The 19891-nt window shown below is 74.2% G+C and carries 14 protein-coding genes and 3 pseudogenes; 8 read left to right on the top strand and 9 right to left on the bottom strand.

Features of this window, described 5'->3' with window-relative positions:
* Nucleotides 1-166: 166 nt before the first annotated feature.
* On the top strand, nucleotides 167-2419 hold the full coding sequence (locus tag HS99_RS21410) for a SpoIIE family protein phosphatase (RefSeq protein WP_078867202.1): 2253 nt from the start codon (nucleotides 167-169) through the stop codon (nucleotides 2417-2419).
* 31 nt (nucleotides 2420-2450) lie between these two features.
* Here HS99_RS21410 and HS99_RS21415 read toward each other — a convergent pair whose 3' ends face one another.
* From HS99_RS21415 to HS99_RS21435, 5 genes and pseudogenes are all read right to left on the bottom strand, one after another.
* On the bottom strand, nucleotides 2451-3524 hold the full coding sequence (locus HS99_RS21415) for a DUF2637 domain-containing protein (protein ID WP_030551109.1): 1074 nt from the start codon (nucleotides 3522-3524) through the stop codon (nucleotides 2451-2453).
* Nucleotides 3525-3761: 237 nt separating this feature from the next.
* Nucleotides 3762-4679, bottom strand: a complete 918-nt coding sequence (locus HS99_RS21420; protein WP_078958662.1) for a (2Fe-2S)-binding protein — start codon at nucleotides 4677-4679, stop codon at nucleotides 3762-3764.
* Between the two features lie 158 nt (nucleotides 4680-4837).
* Nucleotides 4838-5725: a hypothetical protein gene (locus tag HS99_RS21425; RefSeq protein ID WP_223886098.1), complete on the bottom strand. Its 888-nt coding sequence runs from the start codon at nucleotides 5723-5725 to the stop codon at nucleotides 4838-4840.
* A gap of 224 nt (nucleotides 5726-5949) precedes the next feature.
* The gene (locus HS99_RS21430) at nucleotides 5950-6810 is read right to left on the bottom strand and encodes a hypothetical protein (protein WP_223886099.1); all 861 of its coding nucleotides are present in this window, start codon (nucleotides 6808-6810) and stop codon (nucleotides 5950-5952) included.
* A gap of 191 nt (nucleotides 6811-7001) precedes the next feature.
* A pseudogene (locus HS99_RS21435) lies at nucleotides 7002-7334 on the bottom strand (nucleotidyltransferase family protein); the annotation flags it as partial.
* A gap of 141 nt (nucleotides 7335-7475) precedes the next feature.
* On the opposite strand from HS99_RS21435, the gene moaA reads away from it, so the two are divergent.
* Together moaA and HS99_RS21445 are read left to right on the top strand one after the other, a co-directional pair.
* Nucleotides 7476-8471 carry a GTP 3',8-cyclase MoaA gene (gene moaA, locus HS99_RS21440; RefSeq protein WP_030551105.1) on the top strand — a complete coding sequence of 332 codons (996 nt, stop codon included), beginning with the start codon at nucleotides 7476-7478 and terminating at the stop codon, nucleotides 8469-8471.
* A 72-nt stretch (nucleotides 8472-8543) separates the two neighbouring features.
* The gene (locus tag HS99_RS21445; protein ID WP_030551104.1) at nucleotides 8544-10112 is read left to right on the top strand and encodes an alpha/beta hydrolase; all 1569 of its coding nucleotides are present in this window, start codon (nucleotides 8544-8546) and stop codon (nucleotides 10110-10112) included.
* Between the two features lie 113 nt (nucleotides 10113-10225).
* Here the strand turns inward: HS99_RS21445 and HS99_RS21450 are convergent, their stop codons facing one another.
* Together HS99_RS21450 and HS99_RS21455 are read right to left on the bottom strand one after the other, a co-directional pair.
* Complete coding sequence (locus HS99_RS21450) at nucleotides 10226-12667, bottom strand: glycosyltransferase family 39 protein (protein ID WP_030551102.1); 2442 nt, start codon at nucleotides 12665-12667, stop codon at nucleotides 10226-10228.
* 142 nt (nucleotides 12668-12809) lie between these two features.
* Nucleotides 12810-13934 carry an alpha/beta hydrolase gene (locus HS99_RS21455; protein ID WP_030281632.1) on the bottom strand — a complete coding sequence of 375 codons (1125 nt, stop codon included), beginning with the start codon at nucleotides 13932-13934 and terminating at the stop codon, nucleotides 12810-12812.
* 148 nt (nucleotides 13935-14082) lie between these two features.
* Between HS99_RS21455 and HS99_RS45100 the strand changes: the two genes are divergently transcribed.
* The 4 genes and pseudogenes from HS99_RS45100 (at nucleotide 14083) to HS99_RS21470 (ending at nucleotide 17544) form a co-directional block, all read left to right on the top strand.
* Nucleotides 14083-14985, top strand: coding sequence for a hypothetical protein (locus HS99_RS45100; protein WP_030551095.1), 903 nt, complete (start codon nucleotides 14083-14085; stop codon nucleotides 14983-14985).
* A 361-nt stretch (nucleotides 14986-15346) separates the two neighbouring features.
* Nucleotides 15347-15787 (top strand): annotated as a pseudogene (locus tag HS99_RS46860) (trypsin-like peptidase domain-containing protein); the annotation flags it as partial.
* Nucleotides 15788-15988: 201 nt separating this feature from the next.
* Nucleotides 15989-16717 (top strand): annotated as a pseudogene (locus HS99_RS46865) (Ig domain-containing protein); the annotation flags it as partial.
* Nucleotides 16718-16878: 161 nt separating this feature from the next.
* Nucleotides 16879-17544, top strand: coding sequence for an HAD family hydrolase (locus HS99_RS21470; RefSeq protein ID WP_030551091.1), 666 nt, complete (start codon nucleotides 16879-16881; stop codon nucleotides 17542-17544).
* Here HS99_RS21470 and HS99_RS21475 read toward each other — a convergent pair.
* On the bottom strand, nucleotides 17532-18278 hold the full coding sequence (locus HS99_RS21475; protein WP_030551089.1) for an SDR family NAD(P)-dependent oxidoreductase: 747 nt from the start codon (nucleotides 18276-18278) through the stop codon (nucleotides 17532-17534). The genes HS99_RS21470 and HS99_RS21475 overlap by 13 nt on opposite strands.
* A 103-nt stretch (nucleotides 18279-18381) precedes the next feature.
* On the opposite strand from HS99_RS21475, the gene HS99_RS21480 reads away from it, so the two are divergent.
* Nucleotides 18382-19236, top strand: a complete 855-nt coding sequence (locus tag HS99_RS21480; RefSeq protein ID WP_442354873.1) for a helix-turn-helix transcriptional regulator — start codon at nucleotides 18382-18384, stop codon at nucleotides 19234-19236.
* On the opposite strand, the gene HS99_RS21485 is transcribed toward HS99_RS21480, so the two are convergent.
* Nucleotides 19212-19853, bottom strand: coding sequence for a LysR family substrate-binding domain-containing protein (locus HS99_RS21485; RefSeq protein ID WP_232543037.1), 642 nt, complete (start codon nucleotides 19851-19853; stop codon nucleotides 19212-19214). The two genes, HS99_RS21480 and HS99_RS21485, sit on opposite strands and share 25 nt — an antisense overlap.
* Nucleotides 19854-19891: the final 38 nt, after the last annotated feature.

The following is a 19891-nucleotide window of genomic DNA, read 5'->3' on the forward strand; positions in this document are numbered from 1 at the left end:
GGCCAGGATGGTGGGAATGTGTGTCCACGTGCGGGAAGCAGCGGGGAGACCGAACCTCGACTGACCACCGTCCGTCGGCACCGTCCGATCCAGCACGACCCATCACACCGCCACGCGGCCCGTCCGGACGGTCGGCGCGGTCCGCCACGGCAGCGGCAGGAGCAGCATGCCCACTGAGCCCGAGTCGCAGGGGCCGTCCCTTCCTCCCGGCGCGCCCGCCGTGCAGCCGCCGCCAGCCGTCCGGCCGCCCGCCCAGGCCACCCGCCGTAACTCCGTGCGCACGCCCCCCGCGCTCGCCTCCGGGCGACTGGCGCCCGTGCTGTCCGGCGGACTGCCGCCCTCCTCCGGCGACTCCATGCCGGACTGGCTGGAGCCCGCGATGGCCGCCAACGGCATCGGCTCCTTCGACTGGGACATCCGCCGCGACGTCCTGGAGGGCGACCAGCGGGCCTGCACGATCCTCGGCCTGGACTCCGTCGAGCGGGACCGCTTCGACCGCACCGCCGCCTCCTTCCTGTCCCTGCTGCACCCCGAGGACGCGCCCGTGGTGCGCCGCCGGGTCGAGCGCGCGGTCGCCGAACTGGGCCAGTGCGGCGCCTACTACCGCACCGTCGGGCCGAACGGGACGATGCGCGCGGTGCGCTTCCGGGGCCGGGTGCTCGCGGACGCCTTCGGCCGCGCCTCCCGGATGGTGGGCTTCGTCTGGGACGCCACCGTCGAGCTGCACAAGCGTGACCGGGCCGACCGGCTCGCCCAGCTGCGCGAGGAGCGTTCCCGGTTCATCAAGGAGGCCGCGCGCGCCCTTTCCGAAGCGGTCACCGTCCGTGACGTGGCCCGGGTGTTCACCGAGCTGCCGCTGCCCGGACTGCCGCCGGACGGCCTGGTGCTCGCCGCCTTCGAGGCCGGACGGGCCCGGATCCTCGGCGCCTCCGGTTACCGCTCCCAGGCGCTCGCCGTCTGGGACCGCGCCGTGCTGCCCGCCGGCCACCCGGCCGCCGAGGCGCTCAGGAACCGCGCCCCGGTCTTCATCTCCAGCCGCGAGGACTTCCGCGACCGCCACCCCGACGTCTGGGAGCAGACCAGCAGCACCGGCCGCGGCTCCTGGGCGTACCTGCCGCTGGTGGCCAGCGGCCGGGCGATCGGCGTGTGCGTGGTCAGCTTCGACGACGAGCGCGAACTGGACGCGGACGAGCGCACCCTGCTGTCCACCCTGGGCGGACTGGTCGCCCAGTCACTGGCCCGGGCCCGGCTGCACGACGCCGAGCACGAGCTGGCGGCCGGCCTGCAACGGGTGATGCTGCCGCGCACCGTCCCGTCCATCTCCGGCGTGACCACCGCGGTGCGCTACCTCGCGGCCGGCTCCGGGCTGCAGATCGGCGGCGACTGGTACGACGTGGTGCCGCTGCCCGGTGGGCACGTCGGCCTGGTGATCGGCGACGTCCAGGGCCACGACGTGCACGCCGCCGGGATCATGGGCCAGCTGCGGATCGCGCTGCGCGCCTACGCCGCCGAGGGCCACCCGCCGGCCGCGGTGATGGCCCGGGCCTCCCGCTTCCTGGCCGACCTGGACACCGACCACTTCGCGACCTGCACCTACGCCGAGGTCAACGTGGACTACGGCGTGGTCTACGCGGTGCGGGCCGGTCACCTCGACCCGGTGGTGCGCCGTGCCGACGGCACCGCCGCCGTGGTGCCGGTGGCCGGCGGGCTGCCGCTGGGCATCGACCCGGACCAGGAGTACCGGGTCACCCGGTTCAGCCTGGACCCGGGCGAGACGGTGGTGCTGTGCACCGACGGCCTGGTCGAGGCACGCGGCATGGACCTGGACGAGGGCATCGGCCGGCTGACCGGCACCCTGGCCCGCCCGCTGCCGGTCGCCGACGAGGCGGCCCGCGACCCGCTGGAGGAGCTGGCCGACCGGATCGCCTCCCAGGCCGCCGACTCCAACGAGCGTGAGGACGACATAGCGCTGCTGCTCCTGCGCTGGGACGGCCCGGCGGGCGGGCTCGCCGCCCAGCAGCTGCGCCGCCGGATCGGCCAGGCCGACCTGGCGCGGGTCGCCGAGGTCCGCGCCGAACTGCGTGACGCGCTGCGCCGCTGGGGCGTCGCCGAGTTCATCGACACCGCCGAACTGCTCTCCTCCGAGCTGGTCACCAACGCGATCCGGCACACCGACCGGGACGCCATGTTCACCGCCCGGCTCTACCGGGAGCCGGCCTCGGACGGCGGCCGGGCCCGGCTGCGGGTCGAGGTGGAGGACGAGTCGGACCTGTGGCCGACCCGCCGGACGCCGGGGGAGCAGGCCTCCTCCGGGCGCGGGCTGATGCTGGTCGAGGCGCTGGCGGACGCCTGGGGCGTGGAGCCGCGCGGGTCCGGCAAGCGGATGTGGTTCGAGCTCAGCGGGGCGAGCGCGGCCTGACCGTTCCGGGCCGGGGCCGGCCCGGAACGGATCAGCCGAACTGCTGCTCCAGGTCCTTCAGTTTGCGCTCCAGCGAGTCCAGCCGGGGCAGCGTGACGGTGTCCTCGTCGACGGTGAGGTCGATGGTGCGCCGCTCCGGACGGGCCGGCAGCCCGGGCTGGACGACGGTGCCCTCGGCCGCCTCGACCTCACGCGCACCCGGCTCGGCAGCGGCCGGCGCCCCGACCTCCCGCGCGCCCGCCGGCAGTTCCGCCCCGGGCCCGCCGGCTATCGCGGGCTCCGAGCCGGCCGGCTCCAACTGCCGTGCGGCACCGCCGCGTCCGCGCCAGTGGCTGCTGCCGCGGTTGATCGCCCGGATCTCGGCCCGCTCCCGGCGGCCGGCCAGCTTGCGGCGCTCCTTCTCCAGTGCGCGCTCCCGCTTCTCGTCGCGGACCTCGTCCACCGCCTCGTCCAGGCTGCGCACGCCCTCCAGGAGCATCAGCGACCAGGCCGCGTAGGTCTCGCGCGGGGCGCGCAGCCAGCGGACGATGCGGATCTGCGGCAGTGGGCGGGGCACCAGGCCCTGTTCGCGCAGTGCGGCCCGGCGGGTCTGCTTGAGCGCCCGGTCGAACAGGACGGCGGCGGACAGCGACATGCCGGAGAAGAACTGCGGGGCGCCGGCGTGGCCGAAGCCGCGAGGGGCGTGCACCCAGTTGAACCAGGCGGAGGCGCCGGCGAAGAGCCAGACCAGCAGCCGGGATCCGAGTGCCGCGTCGCCGTGGCTGGCCTCGCGGACGGCGAGCACCGAGCAGAACATCGCGGCGCCGTCGAGCCCGAACGGGACGAGGTACTCCCAGCCGCCGGAGAGGCCGAGGTTCTGCACGCCGAAGCCGACCAGTCCGTGGAAGGAGAGCGCGGCCGCGACCCCGGCGCAGCAGAACAGCAGCGTGTAGGAGGCGGCGCCGTACAGGGATTCCTTGTTGCGGCGCCGTTCCTCGGAACGCTCCCAGGAATCCCCGCCGGCGGCGGATCCCCGGCTTCGGGCCAGGGCCAGCAGGAGTGCGCTGACCAGCAGCCCCACTACCCCGGTGACGGCCCAGCCGAGCGGTATGTCGGACAATTTCATCGCCGGAACCAGCCTCGCTTTCTGCGTCGCGCGTCGCGTTCCTGCGCCGCCCACTGCGCTCCAGCGGCGCGGCGGGGACCATCATGACGGATGCCCGACGGGCGAAAGGCGGATTCGCCGTCAATGCGCTGGGGAGAGGGATTTCTGACCCGTCGCCAATCGCATGGTCATATGAATTCGACGTGGGAGGTTCCCGGAATTGCGGGCTTTTCGAATCCTGAATCGTACGGACTTTCGTCAACGCCGCGTGACGCGGGGGCAGCCGCCGCACATCTCCCCGGGTTCCACGGTGTAGACGAGGCAACAGCTGGCCCGGGACCGGTCGGTGCCCGAAGCACCGGTGCGGCCGGGCGCCGGGGGCGCGAAACCGGCGCCGGGGGTGAAGGGGGCCGGGGCGGGAGCGGGGGTCGGGCCCGCGCCGGGCGCGCACGCCGACCGCTCCCCGGGCACCAGCAGCGCGGACAGTTCGGCACGCGCCCGCTCCCGTTCCCCGAGCAGCCCGCCCGCGTACCAGAGCCCCTCGACCACCGCGTCGGTGGCCATCGCCCACAGCACCCGCGGCCCGCGCCGCACCTCCGGCCGGAAGGCGGTCAGCACCGGGGCGAGGAACTCGCCGAGCGAGCACCGCAGTCGGGCCGCCAGCGCGTTCTCGTCCGGCGCCGTACGGGCCCCGGGCGAGCCGGCCGCCGGGTCGTCCGGCAGGCAGACGAAGGCCTCCGGGCGCACCGTCAGCTCCGCGGAGGCGGGGCCGCGGCGCAGCGAGACGTCGTCGGGGCCGAGCAGCGGGACGCGCCGCTCCAGGAACCACGGCACGGTGAACAGCAGCGAGACCGGCCAGACCAGGCGGTGCAGCCCGAAGCCGGCCGCCACGTCGGGGCGCAGCGGCCGCCCGTAGCGGGCGAGGCCCTGCCGGGCGTTGTGGGCGACCAGCTCGCGCACGGCTCCCGGGTCGGCGGTGAGGTCGGCGACGGGCAGCCAGCCGCCGCCCCGGCGGGGTGGGGCGCAGCGCACGTCCAGGATCGGGGTGAGCGCGGTCAGCCGGTGGTACGAGGGCGCGCAGGGGGTCGGGGTGTCCGGCGCGTGGGCCGGGGTGTGCGCCTCGGTGGTGCGGGGGGCGCACGGCGCGGGGCCGGGCCGGGTGCTGCTCGCGGTCATGGCGGGCCCCATCGGGTCGACCGGGGCGCCGGTGGTCCGGCCGGTGGCCGCCCGGCCGCGAGGAGCCGGGCCCGGCCGGACCGGGGCACGGCGGTGCCCGGGGGACAGCAAGGCGACCTGCCCGGGGCGCTGCTCACCCCAGGCAGGTTAGGCTCACCTTAGCTGATTGCCCCTCGGGTCTCGCCGGTGATGCGCCCGTCCGGGGGAGGCCCCGGCGTGGGGACACCGTCCGGGGGAGACCCCGGCGTACGGACACCGCCCGGGGGCGTGCTGGACAACTGGCGTGCCAGCCAGACCGGCACCCCGCCCAGGGCGTGCACCAGACGGGCGGCCTCGGCGCGCAGCCGCACGGCCTCGGTGGGCTCGGACACCTCGGCGAGCGCCGCGAGCGCCGGCGCCACCCCCACCGTGAAGCCGAGTTGCTCGCGCAGCCGCAGGGAGGCGTCGAAGCCCTCCCGGGCGTTGCCGCGCTCCCCCCGGGAGAGCGCCAGTGCGGCGAGGTGCCGCCAGGTGTAGGAGCGCAGCAGTTCGTCCCCGCGCTCGCCGGCGCCCTCGTGCGCCCGGCGGTAGGCGATCCAGGCGGCGCCGCGGTCGCGCAGCAGGTTCTCGGCGACCAGTCCGCGCCGGAAGTCCAGCAGCGGGCGGCCCGGGGCGTCCGGCGGCAGCAGGGCCGAGGTGCGGCCGAGTGCGGCCTGCGCCTCGTCCAGCCGGTCGCGCGGGCCGAGCACGCTGGCCAGGTAGGCGAGGAAGCCACGGGCGCAGGCGGCGGCCGCCCGCTGCTCGGTGCCCTCCGCCAGGGCCTCGGCCAGTCGTAACGCCTGTTCCGCCTGGGGCCACTGCGAGGCGGTGAACAGGCACTGTTCGATGAGGAGTTCGGCCCGTGCGAGGGCCGCGGCCGGGTCGTGTTCGGCGGCCGGTCGCAGCAGTTCGGCGGCCTCCTGCCAGCACCCCCGGGACCGCAGCCGCCACACGGTGTCGCCCGGTTCCTCCGCTGCCGCCCGCCCCCGTCCGTCCGGGCCGTTCGGGCTCCATCCGTGCTCCGACAACGCCACCTCCTTGTGTGCGCCATCCAGCAGGGCACGGACCTGCCCCTGGGGCCCTGCCGCCACGACCGTGCGCATGGCGACGGCAGGGCGAAAGGCCCGCGCTGTGGCGGCAATTCAACACGGGGGCGAGCTTGTGCACCAGATCACGAGCGGAGGTTGTTGCTTTTGCCGGGGAAATGATCTAGAGGGGTCGGCGGTCGGGGCAGGAGGTCTCGGCGGTCGGGTCAGGAGGTCCAGCCGGTCTCCATCAGGGCCTCGGCGGCGCCGTTGGCGGGCTGCGGCACGCCGGCCAGGTCCAGGCTGAACAGGGCGACCAGCAGTTGTTCGCCGCGCACGGTGGCCTGGTGGGAGTAGCCGGCCAGGGTGAACATGGCGGCGGCCATCTCCTCGGCGTGCAGGGTCTGCAGCCACAGGCACTCGACGGACTTCACGTCGGCGGGCTCGGTCCAGGTGTCGACCTGGGCGACCATCCGGCTGCCCAGCAGGGTGACCCCGTCGCGCTCCTGGGCCTCGGTCAGCTCCAGGTCGTCGAAACCGAGCCACTCCAGGTAGCGGGCGGCGGTGAACACCGCGTCCTGCGAGGTGCGCACCGGGTGGGGGCGGAACGGGGCGCGGTGGCGGAACGGGCGGGAGCGGCCGGCCGAGCCGCCGGGGACGGCGGGCGGGGCGGGCGCCGGGGTGTTCACCGGGTGCGCCGGGTACGGGCGGGAGGCCTGCGGGCCGGGGGCGGCGAGCGGGCCGGCCGTGCCGCTGCCCAGCCGGGTGGTGCGGTCCACCGGGAGTCGGACGGTGGCACCGCAGTTGCAGGTGAACTCGGGCTGCGGCCACTGGTCGGAGCGGCCGCAGTGCGGGCAGCGCATGCTCAGCCAGGAGTCCTCCCAGGAGCGGAACCGCACCTGCACCGGCACCCCGCCGCGCAGCAGCGGCACCTTCAGCGAGGCGCCGCAGGGGCAGGGCAGCGACGGCGGTTCGTACAGGTGCTCGCGGCGGCAGGCGGGGCAGCGGATCGCCCGGGCGGCACCGCCCGCCCCGGGCCCTGGCCGCGCGGGGTCGTGTCCGGTGAAGTCGTCGGGCAGTCCTGCCATCGCGGGCTCCGTCCGTCGGGGTCGGGTGGGTGGGTGCCTCCCATGCTCCCCGAAACCTCCGGCGCTGGGCGCGGAATGGCGCAATCCTCAGGGACAGATCAGGGCAGGCCGCTCGGCCGCACCCTTCGCAGGGAGGAGGCGCCGTCGGCGTGCGGAGGAGATCAGCGGGCCGACCAGCGGGCCAGGTCGGCGGGGGTGTCGACCAGCATCACCAGCACCGCGGCGGCGTCCGGCGCCAGCGCGGCCAGCCCGGCCCGCAGCGAGGAGCCCATGCCCTGGGCCCAGTCCGGGTTGGCCACCAGCCGGCAGCCCGGCAGGTGCGCGGTGGAGCGGACCCGGTCGCGCTCCGCGCCCAGCACCACCGTGACGTCCGGGCAGCCGCCGGCCCGTACGGTGGCCACCGCGTGCTCCACCAGCGGCCGGCCCGCGTACCGGACCAGCGCCTTGGGCCGTCCGCCGAGCCGGCGTCCGCCCCCGGCGGCGAGGACGAGGGCCGGTACGGCGGCGGGCGGTGTGCTCTGCATGCGCCCAGCCTGCCCGTTCCGGGGGCGCCCGCGCAGCGGTTCGCGGCTTGTACGAATCCACAGGACGAAGACGCGGCGCGGCGGCGTTCCCCGGCGGTTCGGCCGCTGGTCCGGCGGCGCGCTTGCCCCTGTACTGGGGCGATGAACACCGCACCGCACCCGCTGGTGGACCGCTTCGGACGGGTCCACACCGATCTGCGGGTCTCGCTGACCGACCGCTGCAACCTGCGCTGCACCTACTGCATGCCGGCGGAGGGGCTGGACTGGCTGCCCCGGGCGGAAGTGCTCGGCGACGACGAGGTGGTGCGGCTGGTGCGGATCGCGGTGCAGCGGCTGGGGGTGCGCTCGGTGCGGCTGACCGGCGGGGAGCCGCTGCTGCGCCGGGGACTGCCCGGGCTGGTCGCACGGCTGGCGGCGCTGGGCGTGGAGCTTTCGCTCACCACCAACGGGATCGGCCTGGCGCGTACCGCCGTCGAACTCCGGGAAGCGGGGCTGGATCGGGTCAACGTCAGCCTGGACACGCTGCGCGCGGACCGGTTCGCGGCGCTCACCCGGCGGGACCGGATCGACGACGTGTTCGCCGGACTGGCGGCGGCGAAGGCGGCCGGACTGGACCCGGTGAAGGTCAACGCCGTGCCGGTGCGCGGGGTCAACGAGGACGAGATCGCGGAGCTGGCGTCCTTCGCCGTCGAGCACGGCTACCGGATGCGCTTCATCGAGTCCATGCCGCTTGACGCGCAGGGGAGTTGGGACCGGGCCGCGATGGTGACGGCCGACGAGGTCCTGGCCCGCCTCGGCGAGCGCTTCGAGCTCGTCCCGGTCGGGCGCAGCGGCAACGCCCCGGCGGAGGAGTGGCGGATCGCCGGGACGGACACGGTGATCGGGGTCATCGCCTCCGTCACCCGCCCGTTCTGCGGCGGCTGCGACCGGGTCCGGCTGACCGCCGACGGGCAGCTGCGCAACTGCCTGTTCGCCACCGAGGAGTCGGACCTGCGCGCGCTGCTGCGCGGCGGCGCGGACGACGGGCGGATCGAGGAGGCCTGGCGGGCCTCGGTGGCCGGCAAGGGGCCCGGCCACGCCATCGGCAGCGCCGACTTCGTCCGGCCCGAGCGGCCGATGTCGGCGATCGGCGGCTGAGGCAACCGGCACGTCGGGGAACGGGGTTCGTCGGCGACCTGGCGGGGGTGGTATTCGTGGGCGGTGTCCCCGATGACCCCCCGCCTCCCGCGGCGCGCCCTGCCCGCCCTCGCCGCCCTCCTCCTCGCCCTGCCCGTCGGCTGCTCCGGCCCCGGCGGCGCACGCGAGGCGGGCGCGCCGGCGAGTCGCCCACCACTCGCCGAGCGGGTCTCCGCCGACACCTCCCCGGCCCTGCGGGCCTTCTACGACCAGCGGCTCGACTGGACCCCCTGCGACGCCGTCGCGGACCCCGCGGACCAGGACGAACCCGACCTGCAGTGCGCCACCCTGAAGGTCCCGCTGGACTACGCCGACCCCGGCGGCCGCACCACCGACGTCCCCGTCGCCCGGGTGCCCGCCGCCGACCCCGGCCACCGCACCGGCGCCCTGCTGCTCAACCCCGGCGGCCCCGGCATCTCCGGCGTCACCCTGGCCCGGCGCTGGAAGGGCAACCAGGGCCCGCTGCGCGACCACTTCGACCTGATCGGCTTCGACCCGCGCGCGGCGGGCGGCACCCTGCCCGTCCACTGCCTGGACGACCGCACCCGCGACCAGTGGACCAGCACCGACGACCCGGCCTACGACCACGGCCAGGTCCTCGCCGACGCCTGCCGGGCCAAGTACGCCGACCTGCTCCCCCACCTCGGCACCCGCGACACCGCCCGCGACATGGACGTGCTGCGCGGCGCCCTCGGCGAACGCGAACTCGACTTCTTCGGCCTCTCCTACGGCACCTACCTCGGCGCCCTCTACGCCGAGGAGTTCCCCGACCGCACCGGCCGGCTCGTCCTCGACGGCGCCGTCGAACGCAGCACCGACCTGATGCACCTCAACGGCGAACAGGCCGTCGCCACCGAGGCCGCCTTCCGCGCCTACGCCGCCGACTGCGCCGCCGACGGGGACACCTGCCCGCTCGGCAGCGACCCGGCCGCCGCCGCCCAGCGCCTCGCCGGCTTCCTCGACGGCCTCAAGGACCACCCGCTGCCCGCCCACGACGGCCGCACCCTCACCGCCGCCCTCGCCTGGACCGGTGTCCTCGACGCCCTCGCCGACGGCCACCGCAACTGGCCCCGGCTGCGCGCCGCCCTCGACCCGGCCCTCGCCCAGGGCGAGGCCGACGAACTGCTCAAGCTCGCCGACGGAACCACCGGCCGCGACGAGGGCGGCGACTACGACACCGCCGCGGACGCCTACGCGGCCATCCACTGCGCCGACGCCCCGCTCGCCCCCACCGACGCGGACCTGCGCGCCGCCCTCGCCGACCTCGCCGCCCGGGCCCCGCTCACCAGCCGGCACGACACCCGGGTCACCCTGCTCGACCCCGACTGCCGCCGCTGGCCGTACCGCTCCACCGAGCGGCCCCACACCGTGACGGCGGCCGGCAGCGCGCCGATCCTGGTCATCGGCGGGACGGAGGACCCGGTCACCCCCTACGCGTGGGCGCAGCGGATGGCGGCCGGGCTGCAGCACGGCGTGCTGCTCACCCGCGAGGGCGACGGGCACATGTCCTGGGACCGCAGCGGGTGCGTGCGCGACGCCGTCGCCGCCTTCCTGGTGGACGGGGTGCTGCCGGCCGCCGGGACGCGCTGCGCCTCGGACTGAGCCGGGGAACGCGAAGAGGGGGCGCGCCGCGCGAACGCGGCACGCCCCCTGGGGAGTTCGGGCCCCGGGTCAGGGTTCCCGGGGCCCGGCTCCCGGCTCGGGAGGTCGGTCGGTCAGGACTTCGGAGCCGTGAGGTCGTAGAAGGTGGCCCCGCCGACCGTCCTGGCGGTGAAGTGGCCGGTCACCCAGGCCTCGATCTGGGCGGCCTCGGTCTGCTGACCTCCTTCGCCGCCCTCACCGCCCGCGCCGCCGCCGAAGCCGCGGTGCGAGCCACCGGCGATGAACCAGTGCACCTTGCCCTGCTGGACGTACTTCTGGAAGCCCTCCAGGCTGAGCGAGGGGTCCGTGCCGTTGAAGCCGCCGAGGGCCATGACCGGCTTGCCGGTGGCGAGTTGGTAGCTCGCGGCGTTCTGCGAACCGGTGGTGGCGGCTGCCCAGGTGTAGTGGCCGGCGTCCTGCGAGAGCAGCGCCGCGGCCTCGTCGCTGACCTTGGTGCCGCCGAGCAGGCCGCCCATGCCGCCGCCGGGGCCGCCGGGGCCGCCGGGACCGCCGAAGCCGCCGGGGCCACCGAAGTTGCCGGCACTCTCGGGGTCCTGGCCGCCGGGGAAGCCGCCCGGGAAGCCCGTGGCACCGCCGTTGCCGCCGGCACCGCGCTCGTGGTGGCCGCCGGGGGCGGTGCCGCCTCCGGCGCCCCGGCCGGAGCCGCCGGGGAAGCCGCCCTGGCCTCGGCCGCCCTGGCCACCCTGGCCGCCCGGGAAACCGCCCCAGCCGCCCTGGCCGTTCTGACCACCCTGGCCGCCCTGACCGAACATCCGGCCGTTGCCCATCGCGCCCTTGCCGCCCTTGCGGCCGAACGACCCCGGCCCGAACGCGCCCTTCACGGACGGCCCGGCGGTGATGATCGAGCCGTTGTGCGCGGTGCCCACGGTGTCCACCGCGTAAGCGGCCGGACCGCCGAGCGCCGCCGCCACGCCCACCAGGCCCGCCACCGAGGCGATCCGCGCGCCGGTCCGTCCGGAGACGCCGCCGAGGTGCTGCCCGGCGACCAGCCCGACCGCCGCCGCCAGTCCGCCGACCAGCACCGCCCAGCGCAGCCAGGGCAGGAAGTCGGCGCTGCGGCCGAGCAGGACGAACGCCCACACCGCCGTGACCGCGAGCACGCCCGCCAGCAGCAGCGCGTACGGCAGCCGGTGCCGCGCCCGCCACAGGCCGTCCACGCCCATGCCGACCAGGGCCGCGACGGCCGGCGCCAGCGCCACCGTGTAGTACTGGTGGAAGATCCCGGACATGAAGCTGAAGATCAGTGCGGTGGAGACCAGCCAGCCGCCCCAGACCAGGAACGCCGCGCGGGCGGTGTCCGGACGGCCGTAACGGCGGGTCGCCCACAGGCCGACCACCAGCAGGATCAGCGCGGCCGGCATCAGCCAGGCGATCTGCCCGCCGATGTCGCTGCCGAACAGCCGGGTGATGCCGGTCTGTCCCCAGCCCCGGTTGTGCATCGCGCCGGCCGGCAGGTCGAGCCCTGCCGGGAGGTGGCCGCCGCCGCCCACGCTCCCGCGCTCGTTGCCGTCGACGCGGCCGAGGCCGTTGTAGCCGAAGGTCAGCGACAGGAAGCTGTCGTCCTGCGAGCCGCCGACGTAGGGGCGGTCCGAGGCGGGCAGCAGCTGGACGATCGCCACCCACCAGCCGGCGGACAGCACCAGGGCCAGGCCCGAGAGCAGGGTCTGCCGCAGCCGCCGCCAGAAGCCGGTCGGCGCCACGACCAGGTAGATCACCGCGAAGGCGGGAAGGATCAGGAACGCCGCGAGGGTCTTGGTGAGGAAGGCGAAGCCGAACATCACCCCGGTGAACAGCAGCCACCGGGTGCTCGCCGTCTCGACCGCCCGCACCATCCCGTACGCGGCCAGGGTGAGCAGCAGCACCAGCATGGCGTCCGGGTTGTTGAAGCGGAACATCAGCGTCGCGACCGGGGTGAGCGCCAGCGCGGCGCCCGCCAGCAGGCCGCCGAGCGGGGAGAAGCGGCGGCGCACCGTGGCGTACAGCACGCCGACGGTGGCCGAGCCCATCAGTGCCTGCGGGGCCAGGATCGACCACGAGGAGAGGCCGAAGATCCGCACCGACAGCGCCATCGGCCACAGCGACGCCGGAGGCTTGTCGACGGTGATGAAGTTGCCGGCGTCGGAGGAGCCGAAGAAGAAGGCCTTCCAGCTCTGGCTGCCGGCCTGGACCGCGGCCGAGTAGAAGGCGTTGGCCCAGCCGGAGGCGCCGAGGCCCCACAGGTAGAGGACGACGGTCGCGGCCATCAGCGCCAGCAGAGCGGGGCGCACCCATCGCGGGTCGTCCGCGCGGCCGCGCCAGGCGAGGGCCGGGAGGGTGCGCAGCCGTCCGGACCAGGAGGCGGGGCCCTTGGGGCCGATGGGCGGCAGGGGCTGCTCGGGGAAGAGCGGCGCCGGACCCGGCCGACCGGCGCCCGGCTGCGGCACCTCCGGCGGCGGATAGTTCGCGGCCTCGGGCCACGGATCGCCGGCCGGAGGGGAGTAGCTGCTCGTGGTCATGCGCCATACCGTGCGTGGCGAGGCTGAGAGAACCGTGAGACGAGGCTGTGAGCCGGGTGTGATCTGTCCCGTTTCACCCGTGCGGCCGGGCACTCAGGGCGTTCAGGGAGTGCTCATCCGGGCTTCGAGCCGGCTTCCCGGTTCAGGCCGTGGCGGCCGGCATGGTGAGGTGCTTGCCCAGCCACTCCAGGGCCGGGGGGATCTCCCGGGTCCAGGTGTGGAAGTTGTGGCCGGCGGTGTCCAGGGTGATGGTCGACATCTTGGTGGGGGCCTTGAAGGCGGCGACCATGGCCTTGGTCTCGTCGTAGTTGTTCTCGTCGTAGGCGGTGGTCAGCAGCAGCGAGACGGGGGCGGCGGGCTGGTTCTTCAGCCGCCACAGCAGGTCGTTCTCCTGCTTGAGCTTGTCGTTGCCGCCGAACAGGTCGCCGGTGGTCGGGTCGTGGGCCGCGCTGTAGTAGCCGGAGAGGGCGACCGCCGCCGGGTAGGAGTCGGGCTTGCGCAGCGCGAACTTGAGCGCGCAGTAGCCGCCGGTGGAGTTGCCGATCACGGCCCGGTTGGCCGGGTCGGTGCCGATCCGGTAGGTGGTGGCGAGGGCCTTGGGCAGGTCGCTGGTGAAGAAGGTCTCGACCTGGGGGCCGTTCGGCACGTCGACGCACTCGGTGTCCCGGTCGCCGACCAGCGTGGGCCGGGTCATCACCAGGATGGTCGGCGGCAGCTTCTTCTGCTCGATGGCGTCGAGGGTGGACGCCGGGTACTGCATCAGCGAGATCAGCTTCTCCGGGGTGCCCGGGTAGCCGGTGAGCACCACGGCCATCGGGAAGCGCTGCTTGGCGAAGCCCGGCTGGAAGTACTGCGGCGGGAGGTAGACGTACGCCTCGGTGCTCAGGCCGCTGCCGGCTCCTTTGACGTCGACCTTCTGGATCAGCCCGGAGCGGTCCGGCTCCGAACCCTGGGCCGAGTAGAACTTCTGCTCACCGGTGACGGACACCCCGGAGGCGTTCGGCTGGTGGTCGACGACGGTGCCGAGCCCGCCGCTGGTGCCGAGCAGGTCGGTCCAGGAGCTGTAGAAGCCGAAGTAGCTGTTGGCGATCAGGCCCATGGCGGCCAGCACCGAGAGCTGGGTGGCCAGGAAGGCGCCGATCCGGCCCAGCCAGGACTTCCAGCCCTTTCCGCTGAACTTCGGCCAGAGCCACATGGTGGCGGCGAAGACGACGATCGCGAAGGCCGAGGCGATGATCTGGAGGGGGAGGCCGGTGAGACTGAGCACGTGCCCGATCGTAGAGGACCCTGGTGGACGGCTCGGGACGGCCCCTGGGGGTGGTCGTTCGAAACCGTTTGACCGGGGCGGTTCATGATCGGCACGATGTCGCCCGCATGTGCACGGCGTGTGCGCACGGTGTCATCGGGGTGGGGTTGTGAAGTTCTCGGGGTCCGCGGGCAGGTCCGTTCTTGCCGTCGGCGCGGCGCTGCTGCTCGCCGCGTGCTCGGGCGGGGGCGGTACGGCCGCGCCGAGTGCGACGCCGACGGCCGGCGCGACGCCGTTCGGTCCGGTGCTCAGCAAGAACATCGATCCGGTCAATGCCGCGCTCGCCCAGATCTCAGGGGTCAAGAGCCTGGGCGAGTTCGATGGCGTGCTCAGCACCCTCGACACCGCCGCGCACGAGGCTTCCAGGGCTCTGAACGTGGCGGACGCCCCGGCTGCGGCCGCGGAGGACAGGCATGACCTGGCGAACGCGTTGAGCGTGCTCCAGGAAGATGTTGCGAACGTCCGTGGCGCGATCAAGGCGAGGGACGTCTGCGCCCTGAGCTCGGCCGAGGCGAAACTCGGTGACTCGCAGGGGCTGGCGTCGGTCTCGACACTCCTCGCCAAACTGTCGGCGGTCGGCTACTCGGCGAGCCTCAGCGTCCCACCGCTGCCCAAGCAGCAATCCCGTTCGCTGGACAACGGCACGATGGTCAGCAAGGGCAAGCTGCGCGGCGAGGGGGTGTTCAAGGTGGACAACGGCGGCAAGGTGAACGCGGTCGTCTCGCTCGTGCTGAACGGCAAGGCGGTGCACTCGGTGTTCGTGGCCAAGGGACAGAAGGCCAGCGTCGAGGGCGTGGAGGACGGGACGTATGACGTCTATGTCTCCGAGGGTGCGGACTGGGACTCCGCGACCAAGGCCTTCACGCAGAACTGCGCCTTCACCAAGTTCGAGGACAACTTCCCGTACGAGACCGGCAGCACCTCGACCTCCTGGGAGATCACCCTGCAGCCGGTGGCCGACGGCAACGCCAAGACCAACGACGTGGATCCGAACTCCTTCCCGCAGCCGTAGCGTTCACCGCAGCTGCCCGTAACGGGCATACCAGGACGGGTCGTTGCCATTTGGTGGCACAACCCATCCTGTGCAGTGGCGAGTTGTGCGGGAACTGTTGACCACTTGAAGTGACCATGGCACTTTCGTGCGCGCGGGCCTCGGCGACCAGCCGGGCACCCCGCGATCCCCCACAAGGAGAGCCATGTTCAAGAGACTTGTCGCGGTGGCCGGTACGAGCGCCGTCGTCGCGGGCGGGCTGGCCTTAGCCGCCGTCCCCGCGCACGCCGCCCAGGCGGCCGACCTGACGTCCACCATCGCCCTGGACGACTGCTCGGCCTCGCTGGTCCGGTTCCCGGCCTCGGTGGCCGGCGACCGGGCCATGATGCTCACCAACGGGCACTGCCTGCCCACCATGCCCCCGTACGGCCAGGTCATCCAGAACGTCAGCGCCAGCCGCAGCGGCACCCTGCTGGACGGTGCCGGCAACAGCCTCGGCACCGTCCAGGCCGACAAGGTGATCTACGCGACGATGACCGGTACCGACGTCGCGCTCTACGAACTCACCGACACCTACGGCTCGATCAGTTCCAAGTACGGCGCCACCGCGCTGACCGTCAACGACGCCCACCCCACCGACGGCGCCTCGATGTACATCCCGTCCTCGTACTGGAAGCAGGTCTGGAACTGCTCCGTCAACGGGTTCGTGCCCACCCTGCGCGAGGACCAGTGGACCTGGCACGACTCGCTGCGCTACAGCTCCGGCTGCAACACCACGCACGGCACGTCCGGTTCGCCGATCATCGACTCCGCGAGCGGGCGGATCGTCGGCATCAACAACACCGGCAACGACGACGGCGAGATGTGCACCCTCAACAACCCCTGTGAGGTCGCCGCCGACGGGTCCACCACGGCCACCAAGGGCCAGAGCTACGGCGAGGAGACCTACTGGTTCACCACCTGCCTGAACTCCAGCCGCGCCATCGACCTCACCGTGCCCGGCTGCCTGCTCACCAAGCCGGCCGGCGCCGCCGTGTCGGTGGCCAGCCCCGGTGACCAGTCCACCGCGGTCGGCGGTGCGGTGAGCCTCCAGATCAACGCCTCCGGCGGCACCGCCCCGCTGTCCTACCGCGCGACCGGCCTGCCCGCCGGGCTGTCGATCAACTCCTCGACCGGCCTGATCTCCGGCACCGTCTCCACCGCCGGCAGCTCCACCGTCACCGTCACCGTCACCGACGCGGCCGGCAAGTCGGCCACCACCAGCTTCGGCTGGACGGTCGCCGGCAGCGGCGGCGGCTCCTGCACCCCGGCGCAGCTGCTCGGCAACCCGGGCTTCGAGACGGGCTCGGCGGCGCCGTGGACGGCTTCGAGCGGCGTGGTCGACAACAGCTCCTCGGAGGCGGCCCACGGCGGAAGCTGGAAGGCCTACCTGGACGGCTACGGCAGCAGCCACACCGACACCCTGTCCCAGACGGTCACCGTCCCGGCGGGCTGCAAGGCGACGCTGAGCTTCTGGCTGCACATCGACACCGCCGAGACCGGCTCGACGGCGTACGACAAGCTGACCGTGTCGGTGAACGGCACCACGCTGAAGACCTACTCCAACGCGGACGCCGCGGCCGGCTACCAGCAGCGCACCTTCGACCTGTCCGCCTACGCGGGCAAGAGCGTCACCCTGAAGTTCACCGGCACCGAGGACTCCTCGCTGCAGACCAGCTTCGTGATCGACGACACCTCGATCCAGACCAGCTGACGCCCGATCGGTAGAGGGCCCGGCGGCTTCGGCCGCCGGGCCCTGCTGTTTGCTCCGGCTTCGTTCAACTCCCTGCACCTGCCGGACAGCGTTCCGCAGTCGGCGGCGAACTTCCCGCCGCCGGGGCCCTGACCGGATCGGGGGCGTCCTATGCTCATCGGATGATCGAGCCGATAGAACTGGTGATATTCGACTGCGACGGCGTCCTGGTGGACAGCGAGGTGATCGCCGTGCGCGTCCTGGTGCAGCTAGGGGAGGAGTTCGGCTGGCCGCTCACCGAGGCCGAGGCGATCGAGCGGTTCGTCGGGCGGTCCGAGGCGGCCAACCACGCGATGGTCGCCGAGCGGTTCGACGAGGAGACCGCGACGCTGTTCGACAAGCGCTTCCGAGAGCTGCACGCCGAGGCCGTGGACGCAGGGCTGACTCCGGTGGACGGCCTGCCGGAGGTGCTGGACGCGTTGGAGACGCTGGCGCTGCCGACCTGTGTGGCGTCCAGCGGGACGCACGAGAAGATGCGCCACACCCTGGGCCGCACCGGCCTGTACGGCCGGTTCGAGGGCCGGATCTTCAGCGCCACCGAGGTCGGGCGCGGCAAGCCCGCGCCCGACCTCTTCCTGCACGCCGCCCGCCGCATGGGCGTCGATCCGGCCCGCTGCCTGGTCGTCGAGGACAGCGGGCCCGGCGTGCAGGCCGCCCGCGCCGCCGGGATGCGCGCCCTCGGCTACGCGGGCGGCGTGACGGCGGCGGAGCGGCTGGCCGGGCCGGGCACGGTCGTGTTCGACGACATGCGCGAGCTGCCCGGCCTCATCGCCGCCTACCAGGGGTAGTTGCCGCCCTCCGGGTGGAAGAACTGGCCGCTCGGCCCCGCCAGCGCCTCGCCCAGCTGGCGGGCGATCCGGCGGCCGCCCTCCTCGACGCTGGACGGCCCGGAGTGGTGGTTGAGGTCGGTCGCGCAGTGGCCCGGCTCCAGCGAGCTGACCTTGATGCCGGCGTCCCGCAGACTGCGGGCGTAGACCAGGGTGACGGCGTTGAGCGCGGCCTTGGAGGTGTTGTAGCCGAGCAGCATGGCGTGCTCCCCGGCCGGGTGGTCGAGGTCGGTGAGGACGGCGGAGCTGCCGAGGCCGCTGGAGACGTTGCCGATCAGGCCGGCCGGGGACCTGCGCAGCGGCGGCAGCATGGCGTTGGTGACGGCGACGACGCCGAACACGTTGGTCTCGTACGTCTCGCGCAGGTCGTCGAGGGGCAGGGTCTCCGGGGTGGTGCCGAAGTCCCGGGTGATGCCCGCGTTGTTGACCAGGGTGTCCAGCCGGCCGTACTCGGCGGCGATCAGTTCGGCCGCGGCGGCGATGGTCGCCGGGTCGGTCACGTCCAGGCGGACGGAGCGGGCGTCCAGGCCCTGCTCGGCCAGCCCGGTGGCGGCCGCGGCGCCGCGCTCGGGGTCGCGGGCGCCGATCAGCACGGTGTGTCCGGCGCGGGCGAGTTCGCCGGCGGTGGCCAGGCCGATGCCCTTGTTGGCGCCGGTGATCAGGACGATGCGGTGGTTGCCGTGGTTGTCGTTCATGTGCACCACCTTGGCCGGGCCGTACGAAGCGCGGGAGAGCACTGCCGAGGGTGGTACCGGCGGTCCCATGGTCGGCGCGCGGCGGCAGGGCCAGACTTGGGGTGTGGAACACGTGGACCGGGCGGAGCTGGCCGCCTTCCTGCGGCGCTGGCGCGCCCGCATCCAGCCCGCCGACGTCGGCCTGCCGGCCGGGGGCCGGCGCCGCACCCCGGGCCTGCGCCGCCAGGAGGTCGCTCAGCTCGCCGGGATGTCGGTGGAGTACTACATCCGGCTCGAACAGGGCCGCGGCCCGCGCCCGTCCCGGCAGATGATCGGGGCGATCAGCCGGGCCCTGCGGCTGTCCGAGGACGAGACCGCCCACCTGCACCACCTGGTCGGCGAGCCGCCGCTGCCCCCGAGCGCCATGCCCCGCGACGTAAGGCCCGGCATCCTGCACCTGCTCGACCGGCTGGACGACACCCCGGCCATGGTCTGCAGCGCCGCCCGCGACGTCCTCGCCTGGAACGCCATGGCAGCCGCCCTGCTCGGCGACTTCTCCGCCCTGCCGCCCGGCGAGCGCAACCTGATCTGGCGCTTCTTCACCGACCCGGACGCCCGCGCCCTCCACGACCCCGCCGGGCAGGCCGACTTCGCCCGCCGCGCGGTCGCCGACCTTCGCTCCGCCGCCGCCCGCTACCCCGCCGACAGCGACCTGCGCCGCCTGGTCGACCGGCTGCTCGCGGGCAGCGCCGAGTTCCGCGACCTGTGGGCCCGTCAGGACGTCGAAGTGCGCCGCTCGACCAGCAAGCGCATCGTGCACCCGGTGGTCGGCCCACTCGACCTCGACTGCGAGGCACTCCACGACCCGCACCGGGACCAGTGGACGATCTTCTACACGGCCGCCCCCGGCACCCCCTCGCACTCCGCGCTGCGGCTACTGAAGGTGGTGGGGAGTCAGGACCTCGCGGTGCGGGACTGAGCCGCCTGCCGCAGCGCGGGGACGGCGAGGTCGAGGAACTCGCGTACGGGGCCCGGACCGTCGCCGCCCGCCGGGACGGCGAGGCAGGTTTTCACGGGTGGGAAGTCGGTGACCGGGAGATAGACCAGGTCGGGGCGGGAGTAGGAGCCCGTGATGCTCACCGGGACGAGGGCGACACCCTGCCCGGCGGCGATGAGCTCGAACTTCTCGTCCAGGGTGTAGGTCCGCCGGGCCCGGGTGTCGAGGACCGGCTCGCCGTCGAGGTCGGCCGTGGTGAGGCTCGAGCGGGCGGCCAGCGGGTGGGTCACGGGCAGGCACGCGACCTTGGTCTCCCGGCCGATCGGGACGGTGCGCAGGCCGGTGTCGTCGAAGGGCCGCCGCAGGTAGCCGACGTGGGCACGGCCGTCGCGCAGCGGCGCGTCCTGCTCCCACCAGCGCAGCGGCAGCACGTCGACCGTGACGTGGGGGTGGCGGGCCGTGAACGCCCGGATCGCCTCCGACACGCGCAGGCCGGGGGAGAAGGCGACCACCAGCCGCTGCTCGCCCCGCGCGGCCTCGCGCACCCGCTCCAGGGCGGTGCCCACGGTGGTGGTGATCCGCTGCGCCTCCTCGTACAACTGCTCTCCGGCGGCGGTCGGAATGGGGCCGCACGCGG

The organism is Kitasatospora aureofaciens (assembly GCF_001188955.3).
Lineage (GTDB): Bacteria > Actinomycetota > Actinomycetes > Streptomycetales > Streptomycetaceae > Kitasatospora > Kitasatospora aureofaciens.

What these genes read in the sequence shown, in the direction of transcription:
- HS99_RS21430 (WP_223886099.1), bottom strand. Translation starts at nt 6,810, where the DNA reads ATGGCAGGACTGCCCGACGACTTCACCGGACACGACCCCGCGCGGCCA.
- HS99_RS21445 (WP_030551104.1), top strand. Translation starts at nt 8,544, where the DNA reads ATGACCCCCCGCCTCCCGCGGCGCGCCCTGCCCGCCCTCGCCGCCCTC.
- HS99_RS21420 (WP_078958662.1), bottom strand. Translation starts at nt 4,679, where the DNA reads ATGACCGCGAGCAGCACCCGGCCCGGCCCCGCGCCGTGCGCCCCCCGC.
- HS99_RS21475 (WP_030551089.1), bottom strand. Translation starts at nt 18,278, where the DNA reads ATGAACGACAACCACGGCAACCACCGCATCGTCCTGATCACCGGCGCC.
- moaA (WP_030551105.1), top strand. Translation starts at nt 7,476, where the DNA reads ATGAACACCGCACCGCACCCGCTGGTGGACCGCTTCGGACGGGTCCAC.
- HS99_RS21470 (WP_030551091.1), top strand. Translation starts at nt 16,879, where the DNA reads ATGATCGAGCCGATAGAACTGGTGATATTCGACTGCGACGGCGTCCTG.
- HS99_RS21450 (WP_030551102.1), bottom strand. Translation starts at nt 12,667, where the DNA reads ATGACCACGAGCAGCTACTCCCCTCCGGCCGGCGATCCGTGGCCCGAG.
- HS99_RS21410 (WP_078867202.1), top strand. Translation starts at nt 167, where the DNA reads ATGCCCACTGAGCCCGAGTCGCAGGGGCCGTCCCTTCCTCCCGGCGCG.
- HS99_RS21415 (WP_030551109.1), bottom strand. Translation starts at nt 3,524, where the DNA reads ATGAAATTGTCCGACATACCGCTCGGCTGGGCCGTCACCGGGGTAGTG.